At 43.4% G+C, this 20,262-nt stretch carries 34 protein-coding genes; 6 read left to right on the top strand and 28 right to left on the bottom strand.

Annotation, left to right across the window (positions count from 1 at the left end; all coding sequences use genetic code 11):
* The 15 genes from BM278_RS09365 to BM278_RS09310 form a co-directional block, all read right to left on the bottom strand.
* Positions 1-453: dUTP diphosphatase (locus BM278_RS09365; RefSeq protein ID WP_208601786.1), on the bottom strand; the 453-nt coding region annotated here is incomplete at its 3' end.
* Positions 454-541: 88 nt separating this feature from the next.
* Positions 542-676, bottom strand: coding sequence for an NUMOD4 domain-containing protein (locus BM278_RS19655; RefSeq protein WP_425272974.1), 135 nt, complete (start codon positions 674-676; stop codon positions 542-544).
* Positions 677-982: 306 nt separating this feature from the next.
* The gene (locus tag BM278_RS18760; RefSeq protein ID WP_167359616.1) at positions 983-1,150 is read right to left on the bottom strand and encodes a hypothetical protein; all 168 of its coding nucleotides are present in this window, start codon (positions 1,148-1,150) and stop codon (positions 983-985) included.
* Positions 1,134-1,436 (bottom strand): IDEAL domain-containing protein, encoded by a 303-nt coding sequence (locus BM278_RS09355; protein WP_090949199.1) that lies wholly within the window; start codon positions 1,434-1,436, stop codon positions 1,134-1,136. The genes BM278_RS18760 and BM278_RS09355 overlap by 17 nt, the downstream gene beginning before the upstream one ends.
* A 22-nt stretch (positions 1,437-1,458) precedes the next feature.
* The gene (locus BM278_RS09350) at positions 1,459-1,644 is read right to left on the bottom strand and encodes a hypothetical protein (RefSeq protein WP_090949198.1); all 186 of its coding nucleotides are present in this window, start codon (positions 1,642-1,644) and stop codon (positions 1,459-1,461) included.
* A 6-nt stretch (positions 1,645-1,650) separates the two neighbouring features.
* A complete protein-coding gene (locus tag BM278_RS09345) occupies positions 1,651-2,484 on the bottom strand; it encodes an ATP-binding protein (RefSeq protein WP_090949196.1) in 834 nt (277 codons plus the stop codon).
* The gene (locus BM278_RS09340) at positions 2,429-3,307 is read right to left on the bottom strand and encodes a replication protein (protein ID WP_167359615.1); all 879 of its coding nucleotides are present in this window, start codon (positions 3,305-3,307) and stop codon (positions 2,429-2,431) included. Before BM278_RS09340 ends, BM278_RS09345 begins: the two co-directional genes overlap by 56 nt.
* A gap of 182 nt (positions 3,308-3,489) precedes the next feature.
* Complete coding sequence (gene recT, locus BM278_RS09335) at positions 3,490-4,350, bottom strand: recombination protein RecT (RefSeq protein WP_090949193.1); 861 nt, start codon at positions 4,348-4,350, stop codon at positions 3,490-3,492.
* 12 nt (positions 4,351-4,362) lie between these two features.
* Entirely contained in the window at positions 4,363-4,539 is a 177-nt protein-coding gene (locus BM278_RS18755) for a hypothetical protein (RefSeq protein WP_167359614.1), read from the bottom strand.
* 10 nt (positions 4,540-4,549) lie between these two features.
* Positions 4,550-5,482, bottom strand: a complete 933-nt coding sequence (locus tag BM278_RS09330) for a YqaJ viral recombinase family nuclease (protein ID WP_090949191.1) — start codon at positions 5,480-5,482, stop codon at positions 4,550-4,552.
* Positions 5,483-5,588: 106 nt separating this feature from the next.
* On the bottom strand, positions 5,589-5,780 hold the full coding sequence (locus BM278_RS09325) for a YqaI family protein (RefSeq protein WP_090949188.1): 192 nt from the start codon (positions 5,778-5,780) through the stop codon (positions 5,589-5,591).
* On the bottom strand, positions 5,770-6,138 hold the full coding sequence (locus BM278_RS09320; protein WP_090949186.1) for a hypothetical protein: 369 nt from the start codon (positions 6,136-6,138) through the stop codon (positions 5,770-5,772). The genes BM278_RS09325 and BM278_RS09320 overlap by 11 nt, the downstream gene beginning before the upstream one ends.
* A 291-nt stretch (positions 6,139-6,429) precedes the next feature.
* Positions 6,430-6,594, bottom strand: coding sequence for a hypothetical protein (locus BM278_RS18750; RefSeq protein WP_167359613.1), 165 nt, complete (start codon positions 6,592-6,594; stop codon positions 6,430-6,432).
* Positions 6,591-6,857, bottom strand: coding sequence for a hypothetical protein (locus BM278_RS09315; protein ID WP_090949184.1), 267 nt, complete (start codon positions 6,855-6,857; stop codon positions 6,591-6,593). Before BM278_RS09315 ends, BM278_RS18750 begins: the two co-directional genes overlap by 4 nt.
* Positions 6,854-7,612, bottom strand: coding sequence for a phage antirepressor KilAC domain-containing protein (locus tag BM278_RS09310; protein WP_167359612.1), 759 nt, complete (start codon positions 7,610-7,612; stop codon positions 6,854-6,856). The genes BM278_RS09315 and BM278_RS09310 overlap by 4 nt, the downstream gene beginning before the upstream one ends.
* Before the next feature lie 75 nt (positions 7,613-7,687).
* Between BM278_RS09310 and BM278_RS09305 the strand changes: the two genes are divergently transcribed.
* On the top strand, positions 7,688-7,987 hold the full coding sequence (locus tag BM278_RS09305; protein ID WP_090949183.1) for a lactate permease: 300 nt from the start codon (positions 7,688-7,690) through the stop codon (positions 7,985-7,987).
* Here the strand turns inward: BM278_RS09305 and BM278_RS09300 are convergent.
* The 4 genes from BM278_RS09300 to BM278_RS09290 form a co-directional block, all read right to left on the bottom strand.
* Positions 7,968-8,210, bottom strand: a complete 243-nt coding sequence (locus BM278_RS09300) for a Thoeris anti-defense Tad2 family protein (RefSeq protein ID WP_090949181.1) — start codon at positions 8,208-8,210, stop codon at positions 7,968-7,970. The two genes, BM278_RS09305 and BM278_RS09300, sit on opposite strands and share 20 nt — an antisense overlap.
* Before the next feature lie 52 nt (positions 8,211-8,262).
* Complete coding sequence (locus tag BM278_RS19470; protein ID WP_279625757.1) at positions 8,263-8,388, bottom strand: hypothetical protein; 126 nt, start codon at positions 8,386-8,388, stop codon at positions 8,263-8,265.
* Between the two features lie 129 nt (positions 8,389-8,517).
* Entirely contained in the window at positions 8,518-8,787 is a 270-nt protein-coding gene (locus BM278_RS09295; protein WP_090949179.1) for a group-specific protein, read from the bottom strand.
* Positions 8,788-8,926: 139 nt separating this feature from the next.
* Positions 8,927-9,157 (bottom strand): helix-turn-helix transcriptional regulator, encoded by a 231-nt coding sequence (locus BM278_RS09290; RefSeq protein ID WP_208601785.1) that lies wholly within the window; start codon positions 9,155-9,157, stop codon positions 8,927-8,929.
* Positions 9,158-9,259: 102 nt separating this feature from the next.
* On the opposite strand from BM278_RS09290, the gene BM278_RS09285 reads away from it, so the two are divergent.
* The 4 genes from BM278_RS09285 to BM278_RS09275 are packed head-to-tail and all read left to right on the top strand — an operon-like array spanning position 9,260 to position 11,549.
* Positions 9,260-9,715 carry a helix-turn-helix domain-containing protein gene (locus BM278_RS09285; RefSeq protein WP_090949177.1) on the top strand — a complete coding sequence of 152 codons (456 nt, stop codon included), beginning with the start codon at positions 9,260-9,262 and terminating at the stop codon, positions 9,713-9,715.
* 22 nt (positions 9,716-9,737) lie between these two features.
* The gene (locus BM278_RS09280) at positions 9,738-10,196 is read left to right on the top strand and encodes an ImmA/IrrE family metallo-endopeptidase (protein WP_090949175.1); all 459 of its coding nucleotides are present in this window, start codon (positions 9,738-9,740) and stop codon (positions 10,194-10,196) included.
* 19 nt (positions 10,197-10,215) lie between these two features.
* Entirely contained in the window at positions 10,216-10,386 is a 171-nt protein-coding gene (locus tag BM278_RS18745) for a hypothetical protein (RefSeq protein ID WP_167359611.1), read from the top strand.
* Positions 10,387-10,388: 2 nt separating this feature from the next.
* The gene (locus BM278_RS09275) at positions 10,389-11,549 is read left to right on the top strand and encodes a tyrosine-type recombinase/integrase (protein ID WP_029761918.1); all 1,161 of its coding nucleotides are present in this window, start codon (positions 10,389-10,391) and stop codon (positions 11,547-11,549) included.
* A gap of 61 nt (positions 11,550-11,610) precedes the next feature.
* On the opposite strand, the gene sufB is transcribed toward BM278_RS09275, so the two are convergent.
* From sufB to BM278_RS09245, 6 genes are all read right to left on the bottom strand, one after another.
* Complete coding sequence (gene sufB, locus BM278_RS09270; RefSeq protein WP_090949172.1) at positions 11,611-13,008, bottom strand: Fe-S cluster assembly protein SufB; 1,398 nt, start codon at positions 13,006-13,008, stop codon at positions 11,611-11,613.
* 31 nt (positions 13,009-13,039) lie between these two features.
* The gene (gene sufU, locus BM278_RS09265; RefSeq protein ID WP_090949171.1) at positions 13,040-13,477 is read right to left on the bottom strand and encodes a Fe-S cluster assembly sulfur transfer protein SufU; all 438 of its coding nucleotides are present in this window, start codon (positions 13,475-13,477) and stop codon (positions 13,040-13,042) included.
* Positions 13,467-14,687, bottom strand: coding sequence for a cysteine desulfurase (locus tag BM278_RS09260; protein WP_090949169.1), 1,221 nt, complete (start codon positions 14,685-14,687; stop codon positions 13,467-13,469). The genes sufU and BM278_RS09260 overlap by 11 nt, the downstream gene beginning before the upstream one ends.
* Positions 14,684-15,997 carry a Fe-S cluster assembly protein SufD gene (sufD, locus tag BM278_RS09255; protein WP_090949167.1) on the bottom strand — a complete coding sequence of 438 codons (1,314 nt, stop codon included), beginning with the start codon at positions 15,995-15,997 and terminating at the stop codon, positions 14,684-14,686. Before sufD ends, BM278_RS09260 begins: the two co-directional genes overlap by 4 nt.
* Positions 15,998-16,014: 17 nt before the next feature.
* The gene (gene sufC, locus BM278_RS09250) at positions 16,015-16,794 is read right to left on the bottom strand and encodes a Fe-S cluster assembly ATPase SufC (RefSeq protein WP_090949166.1); all 780 of its coding nucleotides are present in this window, start codon (positions 16,792-16,794) and stop codon (positions 16,015-16,017) included.
* A gap of 217 nt (positions 16,795-17,011) precedes the next feature.
* Positions 17,012-17,374, bottom strand: coding sequence for a carboxymuconolactone decarboxylase family protein (locus BM278_RS09245; protein WP_279625756.1), 363 nt, complete (start codon positions 17,372-17,374; stop codon positions 17,012-17,014).
* A 99-nt stretch (positions 17,375-17,473) separates the two neighbouring features.
* On the opposite strand from BM278_RS09245, the gene BM278_RS09240 reads away from it, so the two are divergent.
* Entirely contained in the window at positions 17,474-17,662 is a 189-nt protein-coding gene (locus BM278_RS09240; RefSeq protein WP_090949162.1) for a hypothetical protein, read from the top strand.
* A 25-nt stretch (positions 17,663-17,687) separates the two neighbouring features.
* Here BM278_RS09240 and BM278_RS09235 read toward each other — a convergent pair whose 3' ends face one another.
* From BM278_RS09235 to BM278_RS09225, 3 genes are read right to left on the bottom strand one after another with little or no spacing between them, the layout of a single operon-like run.
* Complete coding sequence (locus BM278_RS09235; protein ID WP_090949160.1) at positions 17,688-18,527, bottom strand: MetQ/NlpA family ABC transporter substrate-binding protein; 840 nt, start codon at positions 18,525-18,527, stop codon at positions 17,688-17,690.
* Positions 18,528-18,543: 16 nt separating this feature from the next.
* Positions 18,544-19,212, bottom strand: a complete 669-nt coding sequence (locus tag BM278_RS09230; protein WP_090949158.1) for a methionine ABC transporter permease — start codon at positions 19,210-19,212, stop codon at positions 18,544-18,546.
* On the bottom strand, positions 19,202-20,230 hold the full coding sequence (locus tag BM278_RS09225; protein WP_090949156.1) for a methionine ABC transporter ATP-binding protein: 1,029 nt from the start codon (positions 20,228-20,230) through the stop codon (positions 19,202-19,204). Before BM278_RS09225 ends, BM278_RS09230 begins: the two co-directional genes overlap by 11 nt.
* Between the last annotated feature and the right edge of the window lie 32 nt (positions 20,231-20,262).

Genomic DNA, 20,262 nt, shown 5'->3' with positions numbered 1-20,262 from the left:
AATATCACCGTCACCGAAATACAACGGCTTTGGTTCATAATCTTCATACACTTCATTCATGTTGATGTCGTTTCCGATCGATAAGATGAAATGCAGGCAGTCCACGTATTCTTCAAGGAGTGGATTTTTGTAACCTAAAGTCCCCGTTCCCCCGCAATCCTCACAATTAATGACTTCGTGCGTGTAACCACCTTCGAGATCGTCAATATAACTATCATAATTTTCATCGCCAGTTCCGTTACAAGTCGGGCATATATATTCAATTTTTGTTCTCGGCGCCTGGTCATGGCTCCAATATTTGAAAAATCTAGCTTCGTTCGCAAGTTCACCAAGCTCCACCATCAACGCAAGGATTTTCTTTGCTAACCGATCTTCGCCAGGTTTCCGCGGATGCTCTTTTTCGATTCGTAAATCCAATTGCTTTTGTAACTCAAATAATTTTTTGATATTCATTCCAATCCCCCCATTTAAATTACTGTTTTCCATGCTTTGAATTCGCAAATCCGAGAAATATGGTAATGTTTAACACCGTATAATTTCGCTAGTTTAGTTGTAGTGAAAAATTTAGGGTTAGTCTCTCTCCAATTACGTAACCTAAATTACTAACTTGATATTCACCCTCAAACCCAGGAATGTCTTTCCATATCTCCTGTTGTTCATCCAGCCGGCGTTGCATTTCGAAAAGTTTAGCTAAATTCATGAATTTTCACCTCTTATTCGTAAATGAATCGAATGTACTCCACGTGCTCCAAGTTAAAAAACCAAATACGCCAAGACTATCAGGAGAACTACTATGCCTGTGACACATACAATTGCTGTAGCCGTCAAAAAGACGTCCCATAATCGGTTCATCTCATTCCCTCCAGCTAGGCTTATAGACGCCTGTTTTTGCCCTGTACGGCGTTTTTCTCGCTTTCAAATACTTTTATTACCCTCACAAGAAAAACGCCATACGGGCTAAAATTTGAAGTTTTAGAGCGTGTTAGTTTTTTAACCTTGCTAGCGCAAGGATATATTTCAACCGATCATAATCCAGCTCCCCGATCTCCCGTCCTTCATACTCGTGTATGCCCATCTCGATGAGCTGGCGGATGACGTGTTGGCGTTTTAACTCCTGCATCATTTTTACGCTGTTATACAGTATCAACACGTTCACCCCCTTTCCGGGCAGCAAGTTCGTAAAACCATTCCTCGTCACGTGTATCAAGTGCCAAATCAATCAATGCGTTCAGTTCAGAGCTTGTCCAATCCGTAGACACGCCAGCAGGTTCGAGACGGCTCAATAGTATCCGGCGTTCTTCCCGCACCGGTTGGTTTAGTCTTGTTCGCACAAAAACCACTTTGCATTCTGGCGGCCGTATCCAGTCGATATATCCCAACCATCCAAAGACATATTCGTGCGGATTTACGCAATACACCCAATCCCCTGGTTGCATGTATCCTCTCCCCCTCTACGCATCACTTCACGGCTATTCCGAACCGTTCTTTCGCTTCACGCAGCCGGCGCCGAAATTCGGCCATTTCCCGCTCGAATTCTTGTCTGGCACGCTTCGCATGTTCGCAATCGCAAGCCGTCACCAAGCACGCGCCGTTTGCTACTTTGGTGTATAGCCGACCCGTACCGTCACATTTCACGCATGTCATCGTTCTTTACGCCCCTTTCAATCGAAAATCTTCACCTTCGACTTCATGGAGATATGGACCGCATTGTCCGAGCAATCGGCTTGCCGCAGCATATCCGATCTTTTCACTCAATGTTCCGCGATCTTCGTTGCTATTAAAGACAATCGGTTTTTGCTTTCTGTATCGCTCGTTGATAATTTGGTAGTACAATGCTTCTTTTGCTTCGGACCATTTCGCCTTGCCGATGTCATCCCAGACGAGCACATCAGCATGAATGGCACTGTGCAAAAGCTTGTTGAGTGTTTCTCCCTCATCATTCATCATTTTGGCTTGGATGAGCTCGTCCATGAACGTGACATCTGAAACGACAAGTACATTGAATCCGTCCTTAATGAGCCGTTTGGCCAGGGCGATTTGTAAATGAGTTTTGCCGACGCCGAAATTGTTGTGCTTTTGTTTCATCGATGCACGCTCCGAAACAGGTAGCTCTCGCAATCGTTGTTCGCCAACCTTGGCAATGAAACCTAAATTTTTGTCAGACATAATTTTCTTTGTCGTGCCGTCCTCGTGTTTAATAACAGCGAATTCGTTTAGGTAGCTAATGGTCGCATCGTACATATCTTGCTGATACTGCGTCGATCGCTTGAAATTTTCAAAATTCGCATGGATAAACTCATCTGGAATTAGTGCTTGCTTGAACCGGCGCTTCCATGCTTTCCGTTCCCGGCATTCACAAGGTTTCGCGAATTCATAGCCGCGCTCATCTCGATAGAAGATGAATTCGGTATCCAGGCAGACCGGGCACTCATGATCCTCCCCAAGCTCGTCGTGCTGCTTCGGCTTCTCGGAGGATTTGTTCATATGACTTGCCACCTTCTTTTGTAAATCGGCCAACACCTCGGCGATGCTTGTGAACCGTGCCTCCATTGTTTTTCTCCTCTCCTTTTTGGCCAAAATAACGATCGAGAATGACCTTTTCTACATACTTGAAGCTTTTAATGTAATCTAACCGGTGCTTTGGTTCATACTCGTCGAATATTTCATCGATGTATTTCAAAATGATGTCTATAGGGATGTTGTCATCTAGCAATCTATGGATAGCTAACTCATCCTCTGGGGATAAATCAAAGCCATGCGCTCTTCTTTGAATGAACTTGTTGGCGATTAACTGAAAATGGTCTATTCTATCTTCTTCTTTAATATTTTCTTTATTTTTTTCTTTATATATTTTCTTTATATGGTGGTCATTTTTACCCACTGTGGTGTGGTCAAAATCACCCACTGTGGTGTGGTCATCTTTACCTACAGTGGTCATTTCTTCGGTGTGGTCATTTTTACTCACAGTGGTGTTTTTTATCCCCCTGTGGTCAATTTTCCATTCGTCGTAATTTTTATTGAACGCTAAACATCTAGCGTTATTAAAATCCGCTTCTTTTACGACTATGATGACATTAGCTTCGATCAGCGAATCAAGCGCCCTTTTGACTGCCTTTCTGTCTATACCCGTTACCTCGGCCAAAAAACTTAACGAAAAAACGTGTTCTTTTCGTTGGAATCCATAAGTATAACGCCAAATAACCAAAATAATGATCAATTGATTGGCCGTAAATTTCCTGGAATAAATGTTTTCCAAAATCTCATTTGCAATTCGCGTAAAGCCGTTATCTAATTGTGGATTCGCCAAGAATCCACCTCCTTTTTGCATGAACTATTCTTGATGCAAATCACATATCGTCCTTCCACCCTGACCGGCTTTAAGCCGGGATGGCTGCTCTTGATATATCCCTTGATGTAGGCGATGTATAGTTTTCTTGTTGCCAGCAGCCATCCACGTATAGCAGTGTGGAATCGCGATGCGGTATTCCATCATTCGATATCAAAGCTCTCCTGTTCAAAATTGCTTGGTTTTTCCTCTTCTTTCGGCTGTTCCTCTTCCTCTGCTGAAACCTCAAATGCTTCGGCTTCGATGTATTCAACTGGCTCTGGATCTGCGGTGATATCTTTTCTCACGGTTTCATCTTGCGTAACAGCTTGTTGAATTTCGATCGATATCGGTAAGTACTTCCACATGTGCCGGATGACAGTCTTTTTGGCCATTTCCTCATAGTCCGTTACCCACGGACCGTTATTAGCTGCTTTTGAACGCTTACGGCGTTTTTCAATTTCTTCTTTAGGCATGAATTCGAATTGATAGCCACCGTCTTTGAAATGAGCAACTGCATAGGCGCCGATAAATTCACCACGATCTGTCATGGCCGGCTTATGAACAAGCTTCGGATGTAAGCCATACTCATATTCGAACGTGTCGTTTTCATAAACCGCATGAGCATAAATGCTTTCGATGTTTCCGCTGCGCCGTGCTAGGTCAATCATTCCTTTATAGCCAATGATGAATTGCACATCGGATTGTCCTGTTTTTCCATTTTTGAACGGAACGAAGTAGCAATGTCCGATGAGCCCCGGCTCTAGTCCAAGCTGTGCTGCTTGCATCACCGCGCCGAGAAGAGAAGGAACAGAACATTCCAGCAATTTAGGATTCGTTCGAATAGTTGTGAGAGCGATTCGTGCCATGCGATCAGCGTCCATGTGTTTTGGAAGAGCTTTTTCAATCTCCGGTCCCATTTTTTTGAGATATGCCGCAATGGTTTGTGCTGGAGTAGGCGCTGCCGCCTCTTTTTTATTTGCTTTGTTTGCAAGCTGATTTTTTAGAGATTGATTTGTTGCCATACTGATAACCTCCTATTTCTTTTTGAATTGCTGTGCCGCAGGGCAAGTTGCCCAGTGAGGGATATGCCCTTTGACAACTTCGCCTTTTGCAGTCACTACAGTTATGACCTCGATATCCACCGGCATAGCTTTGCCGGCAGGCGTTTTAATCCATTCAATTTCCTTGCCGCAACCTTTGCATTTGGCCATATTCATTCACCTACTTAATGGAGAATCGCCGCGATACCGTTTCTTTGGCGACCTCCTGATATATTTCTGGATACTTCGCTTTGAGTAACTTGGTATCAACACGGCTACTACGAACGTTTTTCCATGTGACAATACGATCGCCGGCAAATGCTCTTTCATAATCACCGAGCATAGCCTTAAGTTGATTTTCAGCTTCCTTACGACGTTCGGCAGCTTCGGCTTCCTCTTGTTTGGCTTGTTCATATTTCGCAATCAACTCGTTAGCATGAGGTGGAAGTTCAATCTCTTCATCGAACTTCGCTGTCGGATACAAAGCTTTCAGTAAATCACTCGAAGCATCCGAACCGTCAAACATCGGTGGATTTTTCTTGAGAACATGATTGTTCCAAAAATCCGATTCGATCTGAATGAGATACTGAATGATCTCTTCATCACGCTCGATTTTTTTGTAGATGAACTTATTTCCACCGATGAGAACCGCAATCCACCAGGAATCAAAACCAGTGACAGCCATGTAGTGCTGGCATTGAATGAGATATTGTGCCGGAACCTCATCATCTTTCCACTCTTCTTTGAGGTATTCACTGGCCGTTTTACATTCAAGCCCTGCCTTCTCACCGGCAATCAGCCGATCCACGTTTGCAAGCATGAAAGAATGTTCTGGATGCTGTAGAATCGCATTTTTACGCCGCACTTTGAGACCTGTACGTTTGCTGAATTCTTGAGCGACGACATCCTCAAGCACTGTACCCCAATACGCTGCTTCGCTACTCACATCTTCCTCTGGGGCTTGTCCAATCTTTTCAAGATACACCGCAACAGGAGATTTCCATTTGTTTAAACCGGCAATGGCAGCTGCATCGCTTCCTCCGATTCCCTTCCGACGCGCAGCCAACCATTCCTCATGACTCATTTCATTTGTGTTGGCAAAGACAACCGACATCGTTCCACCTCCATTTGATTTTTGAAGGCGATTCCTGTACTATGTAGGTAGCTGTTTCAAAGGAATCACCATTGCGTGCGCCTCACTCTCCCCAGTGAGGCGTTTTTTATTCGGCAATTTTGCGTGTAGCGCCAAGATTTTCAGTGAGATACTGACGAATATTTTCCTCGAGTACAATCTCCCCGTCCGGGAACTCATAAATGACATCGCCGTAGAGAATTTCATCGCCGCAAGCATCAATTCCCCAGTGGGAACTTTTTTCTACAATCGGACGAGTCATCGGATTTTCAACTTGCATGGATGCGCCCCCTTTTTTTCAAATTGGTTATTTTGTTGTGAACGGACTTATAAGTGCGCCCTAATTGTTTCGCCAGCTCTCTACAACCCATATGGAGGTTTTGCAAAAGGAATTCTTCCTCCTGTGTAGTCCACTGACGCCGTTTTGGAATCTCTGCGATCACCGCCGCGCGCTTCTTCTCGTCGCGTTCGTCGCGTTTCCATAGTTTTTGACCGAGTGCCTGCATCTGTTGCCCGATTGGGCAGCTCGGGCAGATGTGGATACTTGCGTTTGTCACATAACGGTTTGGGCAACCCTGGCACTGATCGAGCAAATCGATGATCCGCAACCGGATAAGTTTTTTCTCCTCCCGTGTCATACTTGTCCCTCCTTTCGCATAGGTATGTAGCGTAAGGCGAGCAAGGATTTGCACCTTGCATGCGCTGCTTCACGCGGGCCTCATGAGCTAACCGGCCTACCCTGCGTCTACCTATTCCGCCATCGCCTTACGGATGTGCTAGTGCACATCGTCAAGCGCAAGAACGCTGGAAAAGGGGGATAGGGAAACAGCGCTCCTGCACCTGACGACAGGCACCAGCCTGTCTTGTGAAAGGGAGAGGAAATATGCTATATTGTGATTGAACGGGCTGGTTGGTTATGATGGCTGGTGTTAGGCACTGGCCGTTTTTTCTTTTTGTAAAAAGCGTTTGTAAAGCTCCTCTTTTGCCTTCAATTCTGTTGCCATTAACAGCGCTTGATTTTCACGCATTTCCTTGCACAATCTACGAACCTCTGAAACTTTCATAAGACGACTAGCAGTGAAACAGATATTCATTGCTCATTCCCCTTTCTCAAAATGATCTCAATATCAATACCGCGTGCTTTCATCAACTCAACAACCTCGAGCAGTTTGTCGTGCTCTTCTTTCTTCCGCACCAATTCATCGAGATCACGTTTGCAACGCAAGAACTCTTTCACCCATTTTTCTGCCTCGTTCAAGTCGCGCCCGAACTGAGCCACACGAGCGCGGGCAAGGCAATAGTCGCAACAATCGAGCAGTTTGGCAGCACGTTGCATATCGCCTGGGAGGATGTTCATGATGCCATCCCCTCCTTTTGCAACAGAAGCCGGAACGTCTCTCTCCCTTTCGGTGTAATCAGCGTTTGAACATCGGCTTTTCCATTTCGAACAAACTCCTTCAATTCAAATAATTCCGACACATACGGCGCATAAGGTTTGAGTTTCCCTTTCTGATCCCGATAAACAAATTTGTTTTGGAGAAGCCAATTGATAAAGAACCGCTCCTTGACTTTCAGTTCTTTTGCAGTGTCCCGGAAATTGGTCAAAAGGTTTCGATCGACCAAGGCGTCAAAGTAATCCGCTTTCGGTTTCATAGCAGCGATTTGTTCGTTTTGTCGGCGAACGGTTTGAAGAATGCCGCGAAATAACATTTGCGTCTGTTCATCAGCGAAAGGCAAGTAGGTTTGGATGAACAAGTCATCGTTAGCAACATAGCCACCCGTTTTTCTGATTGTTGGAAGGACTACTTCAAATATCCACTTTTCAAATTCTTCCGCTTTCCGTCTGATTTCTTGGTTTTTGCTTTGATCGGCTGCTTTGACGATCAATCGGTATATATCTCCTTCTGGAATAACTTTCACCGTTTGTTCTCCGCCGTTAGTAAGGATGCGGTAAGTTACCGCCCCCTTGCAGTGGTTTGAAATTGCTTCATGCGGTCGGCTATACCCCAGCGCTTTTGCAACATCATTACCAACGGCGTGCGGATTGTTATTAATCTCAACGAACCGAACATCACCGAACATCGGATGATTAAAAATCTGTAATTGATTCATGACGTTTCCTCCTCACTTTTTGTAGGATTTTCCTCCTTCTTGTCGAATGATGTTTAAGGGAAGGAGGTGATACAGATGAAACTTATAAAGCTTTCTGAACAACTACTTAAACAAATGGTCGTAGAGTATAAGAAAAATAATCGTGAGCTGTTCGATCTTGATTTTTTTAAACAGCTCCATCCCAATGAAACTGAAAATTCTCTTTCAAAAGCTTTATATCTGTTAGAAGAAGAGGGCTTCGTGTCGATTCTACCTGCCGATAATGTCGCTTATATAACAGCATTGAACCCTCGTGGCATAGCGAATGTTGAAGAAAATACGTTATTGAAAAAGGGTTATACGCTTATAAAAGAGATCAAGTCTCTAATCCAATAACAATCCAATCATCTGCAAGCAAATCCTCCGCTTTCGGATTCCATCTTTTGCCGGGGGATATCTTTTTGCCAGCTATTCTCTCGTATTCTGGTGAAGGAAAGACAATGCAGCAGTCTGGTGTGTCAGTCGGTTTTATTCTCATGAATTTATAAAGTTCATCGCCTGTCCGTGTAATGCACAGTCCTTTTTCCACTGCTAACTTGGTTGCTTCCTGAATATTCATGGATTCCACCCCTTGTCCAATTTTTCACCAAAAAGATCGACTCATTTGAAGTTCAGAACTCGTATTTCGTATCTTCCCAGTCGCACTCGTCGCATCTTGCTTCCCAAACGTAGCCTTTTCCTTCGACAACTTCCACCACTTCCCAACGGGCTTCCGCGCCGCAACGTGGGCATTCCATGTTCTTTCACCTCCCGCTTGTCCAAATTTCTTTTGAAAAGAATGCGATGCGGTAATCACCACGAATCAAATCGAACTTTGCAACGCACAATAATCGTTAGGCGCGATTTTCATTTGTGGTTACATCCTTTCAGCTTCTCGGCTGCTCTTTTAACCACATGAGCAAGAATTCTTCTGCTTCCTTCGCTGGGAATAACCACTTCTTCCCCACGCGATACTTTGGAAAACGTGGATCATAAAAGAATGTTTCTCGGATAAATGTTTCGCTCATGTTGGTTTGGCGACACAATTCCTTCATATCCCAGAACGTATGACGATGTTGGATTTCATCAATCCGCTTACGTAGTTCTTGTAAGAAACGTTGTTCAATTTCTTGATCGTCAATTTGGATATTTATCATGAAATATCCACCTCTCTATGTTTGGTTTTTGAAAGGAATTTGATGTAATTCATAATTACATATTTGATAAAAAATAATATATTTTTGTAAAAAAATAATTGCGTAAATGACATTTACGGTTTATAATGTAATTGTCGGGTTAAGAAAAGCGTTTTGAAGCTCTTTCCATGAGATCAGGCCACAACTCTTCAACCGGTACATTGAAATAAATTGCGAATGCAAATACAAGATCGACTCCCGGATCTGAATGACCATTTTCAATATTACGGACTGTAGTTTCAGTAACTCCTAAATCATTTGCAACTTTGCGTTGAGTACCTTTTTTCATACGTAAAGCCTTAAATTTTGATCTAACTTTACGCTCTTTCAAATCTGTAACACCTCCTTACGTAAGTAATAATAACATGTAATTTTTAATTACGCAAGCTATAATTACAAATTTCGATAAAATTATTTTAGGTGGTGCAATTTGATGTTTTATCCCGGAATGAGAATTAAGGAATTACGCATTAAGCGAGGGCTATCACAAGAAAATTTGGCAAAAAAATTAGGAATGAATAGAGTTAACATATCTCATTATGAAAGAGGAGTAATAACTAAAATTCCTAGTGATGTTTTAGCTAAACTTGCAGATATTTTCGGAGTATCAACAGATTATTTATTGGGGAAAACAGATGATCCTTCACCTTCCAATAATTCCGATTGGGACTCAAAATTGCCTGAATTAACGGAAAAAGACGAAAAGGATATTGCGAAGGACTTACAAAGAATAATGGATAGCCTTGAAAGCCAAGAAGGACTGATGTATGACGGCGAACCAATGGACGAGGAAACTAAAGAGCTAATCAAAATTTCTTTGGAGAACTCTATGAGGCTTGCTAAACGAATTGCTAAGAAGAAATTTACCCCTAAAAAATATAGAAAATAAATAAAACACGGGGGTCAGGGGAATGACAGCAATAAAAAAAGTAGTGAGGCAAATTATTAAAAAACACAAGTCCAATGATCCGTTTCGAATCGCAAAAGAAAAAAACATAATTGTCTTATTTGCAGAGCTTGGAAACACTTTCGGCTTTTATAGTTCTTACAAACGAGTCCAGTTTATCCATATTAATAATCAACTCGAGGAAACAATACAACGTTTTGTATGCGCTCATGAACTTGGACATGCCGTTTTGCATCCTAGGGCGAACACCCCTTTTCTGCGGGCTAACACTCTATTTTCTGTGGAAAAACTTGAAGTGGAAGCTAACACATTTGCTGTTGAATTATTACTTCCAGATGACGTTATCACTCAATACCAAGGCACCGATCTGACCATATATGACGTAGCTAAAATGTACAGTGTGCCACAAGAGCTTGTTCATTTAAAAAATTTTAACCATGAAACAGAACGTATATTCGTTTAATTTAAGGAGGTATTTCGCTATGATCATTAATTTAGATGATTATCGGGAAAAGAAGAAAAAGAAAAGAAATGACCGTTCAATGGTCAGTATCCCTATATTTTCACGAATTACAGTAGAGGATAACAAATTAATCGGTGAGCTTGAGAATGGACAAAAAGTTATCATTCAAAACTTAGAAAAGGAGGAGTGAAATTGGCTAGTTTCCGTAAACACCCAAACGGAACATGGGAATATCGAATCCGCTATAAAGATCGGGCGACCGGTAAGTATAAAGAAAAATCTAAGCGTGGATTTAAAACAAAAAAAGAAGCCCAATTGGCAGCCGCCCAGGCGGAAATGGAATTGGAGTATTACGGATTCTCTGAAGATGGGAACGAAAGAGTAGATGCGTATTTTGAAAAGTGGCTCGAAGTGTATAAAAAACCAAACGTCAAGCCTATCACTTATTCTCTCCAAGAAAGAAACGTCCGACTAAACATTCTTCCGCGTTGGGGGAATTATAAGCTTAAAGAAATTACCAGAGTTGAATATCAGAAATGGATTAATGAATTGAGGGAGCGATATAGCGAAGGAACAGTTAGACGAATTCACAGTATCATGAATTCAGCGCTCAATGACGCTGTCCATGAATTCCGTATTTTGCGTGAAAATCCGCTTGTGAAAATCACTATTCCAAAAGAAACGGATAGAAATCAGGAATTAAAATATTTCACGCGGGAGCAGCTGGAAAAATTTTTAGAGGAGGTAAAGAAACCACAGAAACATGCTAAGTATCAACATTCGATTCAGTACTATGTACTGTTCACTCTTTTGGCCCGTACGGGGTTGCGGATCGGGGAAGCTTTGGCATTGACGTGGGATGACATCGATTTTGAAAATAAGACACTCACGGTGAACAAAACGCTAGTGTATCCGACTAACTCAACGCCGTATCTTTCGACTCCGAAATCGAAAGCAAGTTTGCGAACAATCAAATTAGACGACGTGACGATTCGTCTGTTAAAAAAACATCGTATTAACCGGAATGAAATGTATTTAAAATACCAGAACTATAAAAAACCTGAAACCAACATTGTGTTTCATCAACACGACGGACGTTGGTTACGGACAAACGTTGTCCGTGAATACTTTAAAGAAGTTTGTAAGCGTGCTGGGCTTCCGATATTATCACCACACGCTCTTCGGCATACTCATGCTGTTCATCTTCTCGAAGCCGGAGCAAATATTAAATACGTGTCCGAAAGGTTAGGACATGCAAGTATAAAAACAACCGCTGACACATACCTCCATGTGACCAAAAAAATCGAGGATGAGGCACTGGAGTTGTATCAGCGGTACACAGAAAAAATATAATTGTGGGTGAATTGTGGGTGTGGCGTTCAAGAAAAAGCGCCACACCTTTGATTTTATAAGATTAACCAATACTTCCTTCCATTTCAAACTTAATGAGTCGGTTCATTTCCACGGCGTATTCCATTGGAAGCTCTCTTGTAAACGGCTCGATAAAGCCCATGACAATCATTTCTGTCGCTTCTTGTTCCGAAATGCCGCGGCTCATGAGATAGAACAATTGCTCTTCCGATACTTTCGACACTTTCGCTTCATGCTCAAGCGAAATGTTGTCGTTTAAAATTTCGTTATATGGGATCGTATCGGATGTCGATTGGTTATCCATAATGAGCGTATCGCATTCAATGTTCGAACGCGATCCTGACGCTTTGCGGCCAAAGTGAACCATTCCGCGGTACGTCACTTTGCCGCCTTGTTTCGAAATCGATTTCGACACGATCGTCGATGATGTGTTTGGCGCAAGGTGAATCATTTTCGCACCCGCGTCTTGATGCTGGCCTTTTCCGGCGATCGCAATCGACAATGTCAAGCCGCGCGCGCCTTCGCCTTTCAAAATAACAGCAGGATATTTCATCGTTAATTTAGAACCAATGTTTCCGTCGATCCATTCCATCGTCGCGTTTTCTTCACAAACCGCACGTTTTGTGACAAGGTTAAACACGTTGTTCGACCAGTTTTGAATCGTCGTGTAGCGGCAGTACGCACCTTTTTTGACGATGATTTCAACCACAGCGCTATGAAGCGAAGCAGTTGTGTAAATCGGCGCGGTACATCCTTCGACGTAATGAACGTGCGCCCCCTCATCAACGATAATTAATGTGCGCTCAAACTGCCCCATATTTTCCGAGTTAATGCGGAAGTACGCTTGCAGCGGCGTATCCACTTTGACGCCTTTTGGCACGTAAATAAACGAACCGCCCGACCACACCGCTGAGTTTAGCGCCGCAAATTTATTGTCTGTAGGCGGCACGACTTTAGCAAAATACTCGCGGAAAAGATCTTCGTTTTCTTTTAACGCGGAGTCTGTATCTTTAAAAATAACACCAAGTTTTTCTAAATCTTCTTTCATATTATGGTAAACGACTTCTGATTCGTACTGTGCCGATACACCCGCCAAATATTTTTGTTCTGCTTCAGGAATTCCTAACTTATCGAACGTTGCTTTAATTTCCGGCGGCACTTCGTCCCAAGAACGGCCCGATTTTTCCGTCGGTTTTACATAATACGTAATTTCATCAAAATCTAAGCTTGACAAATCGCCGCCCCATTGCGGCATTGGTTTGCTGTAGAAAATATCTAACGCTTTTAAGCGGAATTCCAACATCCATTTCGGCTCATTTTTCATCCGGGAAATTTCTTCGACAACTTCCCGTGTCAACCCGCGTTTCGCGCGGAATACCGATACGTCTTTATCGACGAATCCATACTTATATTCGCCGATTTCTGGCGCTTTTTTCGCCATGCGGTTTCACCCTCCTTTTTCTTTATTACCGTTAATGATGCTGATGCAAACCTTTTTCCATCGCTTTCCATGCCAATGTCGCGCATTTAATGCGGGCCGGAAATTTCGAAACGCCTTGAAGCGCTTCAATATCGCCTAAGTCGATATCGTCATCATATTCTTTTCCTTGCATCATATCCGAAAAAATCGTTGCCAGCTTTAATGCTTCTTCGACCGTTTTTCCTTTAATTGCCTGCGTCATCATCGACGCCGATGACATCGAAATCGAACAACCTTCTCCTTCGAATTTCACATCGGCAATTTTTCCATCTTCGACTTTCATCGTTAAATGGATCCGGTCGCCGCAAGTCGGATTGTTCATGTTAATATCTACACTGTTTCCTTCTAACACGCCGCGATTTCTCGGATTTTTATAATGATCCATAATTACTTGACGATAAAGCATATCTAAAGGGCTATTAGAAGACATGGCCAAAATACTCCTTCGTTTTCTGTAATGCGTCAGCAAGCTGATCGATTTCCTCTTTTGTATTATAGAGATAAAAGCTTGCACGAGCCGTAGCCGTTACGTTCAACCATTTCATTAACGGCTGGGCGCAATGGTGGCCGGCGCGGACAGCGATTCCTTCCGCATCAAGGACGGTTGCCACATCATGCGGATGAACCCCTTCTATGTTGAACGTCACTAACCCGCCGCGATGTTTCGGACCGTAAATCGTGAGCCCTTCGATTGCGGACAATCGTTCTAAGGCGTACTGGGCAAGCTCCTGCTCATGTGCGGCAATATTGTCCAATCCGATTTCTTCAAGGAAGTCGATCGCTGCTCCCAAACCGATTGCTCCCGCAATAATCGGCGTACCACCCTCGAATTTCCACGGAAGTTCTTTCCATGTTGACTCATACAATTCGACGAAATCGATCATTTCACCGCCAAATTCTACCGGTTCCATCTTTTCTAATAACTCTCTTTTACCATATAATACTCCAATTCCTGTCGGACCGCACATCTTATGCCCAGAAAACGCCAAAAAATCACAATCGAGATCTTGAACATCAATTTTCATATGAGGGGCGCTTTGCGCGGCGTCCACCACTATGACAGCGCCGCGTTGATGGGCAACGCGCGCAATTTCTTTAATTGGGTTAATCGTTCCTAATACGTTGGATACGTGGGCAACAGCGACGATTTTCGTGTTTTCCGTCACCGTTGCTTCCACATCTTTCATATCGATCGTTCCATCCGCTTGTAGCGGAATGTATTTTAATGTCGCCCCTGTCCGTTTGGCCGCTTGCTGCCATGGGATCAAATTGCTGTGGTGTTCCATGTACGTAATGACGATTTCATCGCCTTCTTGCAAGTTGGCGCGGCCATAACTCGTTGCGACCATGTTCAACGCTGTTGTCGTTCCTCTTGTAAAAATAATTTCTTGAGTGGACTTCGCATTAATAAACCGCCGTACTTTTTCACGCGCTCCTTCATATGCGTCCGTCGCTTTTGTTCCGAGCGTATGAACGCCGCGATGGACGTTCGAGTTATACTCGCGATAATAGCGGTCAAGCGCTTCAATGACGGAAAGAGGCTTTTGCGACGTTGCAGCATTGTCAAGATATACAAGCGGTTTTCCATTTACTTTTTGATCTAAAATTGGAAACAACCGACGAATCTCTTTTGTATTCATGATTGCACTTTCCTTTCAATCACTTCGATAAGTTGCTTTTTCACGCTTTCAATAGGAATAGCCTCGACAACAGGCGCCAAGAAACCATGAATGATCAGACGTTCCGCTTCACGTCTTGGAATGCCGCGGCTCATTAAATAATACAGCTGTGTAGGATCGACGCGGCCGACAGACGCAGCGTGTCCTGCCATTACATCGTCTTCGTCGATTAATAAAATAGGGTTTGCGTCCCCGCGCGCTTTTTCGCTTAACATCAACACGCGCGATTCTTGCTGTGCGTTCGATTTCGAAGCGCCGTGCTCAATTTTTCCGATGCCGTTAAAAATCGAAGTCGCGCTATCTCTAACAACGCCGTGTTTTAAAATGTAGCCTTCCGTATGTTTGCCATAATGGACAACGCTTGTCGTAAAGTTTTGCACTTGCTCCCCGCGGCCGACGACAACCGTTTTCGTATCGCCGAAGGAGCCGTCCCCAATTAAGCGAGTGATGTTTTCCGAAACGGTATCCCCGTCGTTCATTAAACCGAGCGCCCACTCAATGCGACCATCGCGTCCAGCGATGCCGCGGCGGTTTACATACGTAGTGACGCCTTTCGCCAAGTTATCGACCGCGGCAAAAAACACGCGGGCATTCGTGTTGGCAAACACTTCGGCGACGATATTGACAACAGCTTTGCTAACTCCTTTTGCGGAAATATAGTTTTCCACATAAGCAATGCGGCTATTATCTTCCGCTACCACGATGACATGATTAAATAATGCGATATCGTCGCTTTCTTGAATATAAACAGCTTGAAGCGGAACATCCACCTCAACGCCTTTTGGCACGTACACAAACACGCCGCCGTTAAAAAGCGCAGCATGCAGCGCCGTTAAACGGTGCTCGTCAAATTTCACACCATCTTTCAGCAAATATTTTTGCAACAAATCTCCATGTTCGCGCGCTGCTGTGAAAATATCGGTGAAAATGACACCTTTTGCTTTTAGTTCTTCCGACAGCGACAAATACGCTGGCGTATGGTCGCGTTGGACGTATAAGTTTTTCGTTCCCTCTCCTGCCTCAATCAGCGCCTTTACCGCCTCAGGCAATTCATCTAATGAAGCAAACGGCGCGCTTTCGACAACATGGTTCGCAAATTGGGTAAAGTTCCAGTTGTCAATTTTTGTTTTATCCGGCTTTGGCAGCGGCAACTCTTCTGCTTTGGCAAGAGCTTGTAAGCGGAGCTGTAAAAGCCAGTCCGGTTCGCCGCGCCCGCTGGAAAATGAGCGCACATATTGTTGGTCGAATGGTATTTTTGTTTCTGTCGTCATAATACTCCTCCTAACGCTTACGCTTCTTGCTCAACCGTTTCATCTTCAATGCCAAGTTCTTTTTTAATCCAATCGTATCCTTCCGCCTCAAGACGTTGCGCCAACTCCGGACCACCGGATTTTACGATGCGCCCTTGCATCATGACATGCACGTAATCTGGTGTGATGTAGTTTAACAAACGTTGATAGTGCGTAATGATCAAGCAGCCGAATTCGCTGCTGCGCATTTCATTAATTCCTTTTGAAACAATTTTCAACGCGTCAATGTCAAGACCGGAGTCGATCTCGTCCAAAATCGCGATTTTCGGTTCAAGCATCATTAATTGAAGAATTTCGTTGCGTTTTTTCTCCCCGCCGGAGAATCCTTCATTTAAGTAGCGATGCGCCATATCTGGATTCATTTCAAGAAATTCCATTTTTTCGTCCAGCTTGCGGATAAATTTCATTAACGAAATTTCATTGCCTTCGCCAAGGCGAGCGTTAATGGCGGCGCGAAGGAAATCCGCGTTCGTTACTCCGCTAATTTCACTTGGATATTGCATCGCCAAAAATAAACCGGCGCGTGCGCGCTCATCCACTTCCATCTCCAATACGTTTTGCCCGTCTAACGTAATGCTTCCTCGTGTCACTTCATATTTTGGATGTCCCATAATCGCCGATGATAGCGTTGATTTACCCGTTCCGTTCGGTCCCATGATGGCGTGAATTTCTCCACCTTTTACTTCCAAGTTCACGCCTTTTAAAATTTCTTTTCCTTCAACGGATACGTGAAGATCTTTAATGGTCAACACTGCCATGCAGAATACCTCCAATTTTCACTAAAAATTGTGTGTGTCGTTGTATCATTGACTTTTTTAGTCTATTCTCATTTTATTCTCATTACAATCTTATAACAAATGAAAAGTATTAGCAACCTTTTGCACACAATATCACTATATCCATAGTGAAAAACTTTTTTGTCAGGATGTCAATGAACGAAAATGATGAAAAAAGACCCCTATAACGGAGTCTTGATTAATGTTTCATCGTTAGTTCATGAATGCACTCTTGGACTAAAGTCACCGCTTGGCTCATCGCCGCACCACCCGCGAACGCCGCCGCTACACCGCAAGTTTCTAAAATTTCCTGTTCTGAAGCCCCTTCGTCTAAACATCCTTTCGTATGATAAATCACACAATATTCATCTTGCGTAGCAAGGCTGATTCCAAGCGCAATTAACTGCTTTTCTTTTTTGGACAACGCCCCTTCCTCAAAGCACGCTTCTGTGAACGCATGAAAACGGCTAGCAACGTTCGGCAACTTTTGCGTAAATGTGCCAACCCCTTCTTTATAATGACGAAGAGCTGCTTCAACAGACGTATGTTGCTGCTTCATCAATAACACCCCTTGAAATAATATGTCGGTGTTAGTATACGTGAAGAAAAAAATAATTAAACAAAAGAATTTCAAATATAGACGGAAATGGGAGGGAGAGAAATGGGAAAATGGATTTCAATGTTTCTCATGGCAGTTATCATCACCGTTTTGCTATTTTGGGGATTAGCGGGATTGATAGGCAGGCCTGACGAATTATTATTTGTTATCGGCATTATTATTTCCCTGCAATGTTCTTTGATCATTACGTTGCTGATCTCCATTCTCGAAAAGCTGCCAAAAAAGAAATAACGGAAGCGAATCGCTTCCGTTATTTTTATTGTGCCGCTGGAATGACGGCACCTTTATATTCTTTTTTAATAAAGTCTTGAATTTCTTTCGACTGCAACACTTCAACAAGCGTTTTAATTTCTTTGCGGTTTTCGTCGCCTTTACGTACCGCAATAATATTGACATACGGGTTATTTTTCGGCGACTCGACAGCGATCGGGTCTTTTGCAGGATCCAAACCGGCATCTAGCGCATAGTTCGCGTTAATTACAACCGCATCGCCTTCGCCGTTTTTATAAATTTGCGGCAGCATTCCCGCATCAACATCTGCTTCAAATTTTAAATGTTTCGGATTGTCGACAATGTCTTTCACCGTTGCTTTTGTTTTGTCCACACCATCTTTTAACTTAATCAATCCTTTTTCTTGCAGCATGGATAAAATGCGGCCATGGTCTGCAACTGAGTTGCTCATGATGATCGTTGCGCCATCTGGAAGTTCTTCTAAGCTTTTATACTTTTTCGAATAAATGCCGATTGGCTCAATATGAATGCCGCCAGCGTTGACGAAGTCATATCCATGTTCTTTTTTCTGCGATTCTAAATAAGGAATGTGTTGGAAATAGTTTGCGTCAATGTCTTTATCCGCCAACGCTTTGTTTGGCAAAACATAATCTTGGAACGTCACGATTTCTAGGTCAATGCCTTTTTCTTTTAAAATCGGTTTTGCTTTTTCCAAAATTTCCGCATGTGGAACATTCGAAGCTCCAACTACTAATTTCGTCAATTTTCCTTCTTTTTGGTCATTGGACGCGTTGTTGTTGCCTCCGCACGCTGCCAATGCCAACACAAGAACGACGGCAAATAATGCACTAAGCCATTTTTTCATAATCAATTCCCCCTTTTTATCGTTTATCTATTTTGGAAGTGACAAAGTCACCGATAAACTGAATGACAAATACGATGATTAACACGAGTACGGTGGCGACAAATGTCACATCGTTATGGTTGCGCTGGAATCCTTCCAAATACGCTAAGTTGCCAAGACCGCCAGCGCCGACGACTCCCGCCATCGCCGTATATCCAACCAAAGCGATCGCTGTTACGGTAATTCCGGACACAAGAGCAGGCAGTGACTCTGGAAGCAACACTTTCCAAATAATCGTTGCCGTTGAAGCCCCCATCGCTTTCGCCGCTTCAATCACGCCTTTATCAATTTCGCGGAGCGCAATTTCGACCATTCGCGCGTAAAATGGCGCCGCTCCGATAATAAGCGCCGGCAGCGCGGCGTTAGCACCAAGCATCGTTCCAACCATCCATTTCGTCAACGGAATTAATAAAATAATTAATATAATAAATGGAATGGAACGGAAAATATTAACGACAGCGGCAATGATCATATTCGCCAAGCGGTTTTCCCATAAGTTGCCTTTCGACGTTAAAAATAAAAGCAGTCCAAGAATTGTTCCTAATATAAATGTCGCTACAACCGCGATCCCTGTCATATAAAGCGTCTCGACAGTAGCTGCCCAAATCATATCCCACTCTACGTTCGGTAAGAGGTTAGCGAGCATTTGTCATCACCTCCACCGCCACTTGCTGATTTCGAATATAATCAATCGCGCGGGCAACTTCCTCTTTCTCCCCATCTATATGAACGAATAGAACACCGTAAGAACCTTGATGTGTCTGCGAAATTTTTCCTTGCAGAATATTCGCATCGACTTGAAACTGGCGAACGACATTGGCAATGAGCGGCTGTTCAGCGGCTTCGCCGACAAACGTCAATTGAACAACCATTCCGTTCGGGTATTTATCAAGTAAATGAGTAATCGTTTCTTTTGTTTCCTCCGGTTCGACCACTTGCTGAACAAACCGTTTCGTAATCGCTTGTTTTGGCTGGCGGAACACTTGCAGCACTTCGCCTTGTTCGACGATTTTTCCGTTTTCCATCACCGCGACGCGATCGCAAATTTTGCGGATCACATGCATTTCATGAGTAATTAATACGATCGTCAATCCTAGACGTTTATTAATATCGACCAAAAGTTCCAAAATCGAATCGGTTGTTTGCGGGTCAAGCGCCGATGTCGCTTCATCGCACAATAGCACTTTTGGATTGTTTGCCAACGCTCGCGCAATGCCGACGCGTTGTTTTTGCCCTCCGCTAAGCTGCGATGGATAGGCGTCTTCTCTTCCTTGCAATCCAACAAGCTGAATAAGTTCATCGACTCGTTTTTTTCGCTGCTCTTTTGGCACGCCAGCAATTTCTAACGGAAACGCAATGTTTTCACGGACAGTTCTCGACCATAATAAATTAAAATGTTGGAAAATCATCCCTATTTCTTGGCGAGCCTTTCGCAATTCTTTTCCTTTAATATTAGCGATATCGCGTCCGGCGACAATGACTTTTCCATTTGTCGGTTTTTCCAATCCGTTAAGGAGACGGATTAACGAACTTTTTCCCGCTCCGCTATACCCGATGATACCGAAAATTTCTCCTTCCTTTATCTGTAAACTGACATTATCCACCGCTGTCACAGATCCGTTGGAAGCTTCATAAATTTTTGTCACGTTTTCTAATATAATCATGCACATTTTCACCTTCCTTCATGCAAAAAACA

Source organism: Parageobacillus thermantarcticus, from assembly GCF_900111865.1.
Taxonomy (GTDB): Bacteria; Bacillota; Bacilli; order Bacillales; family Anoxybacillaceae; genus Parageobacillus; species Parageobacillus thermantarcticus.
The sequence above is the reverse complement of the archived record's forward strand: the minus strand, read 5'-3'. Positions and strand labels throughout refer to the sequence as shown.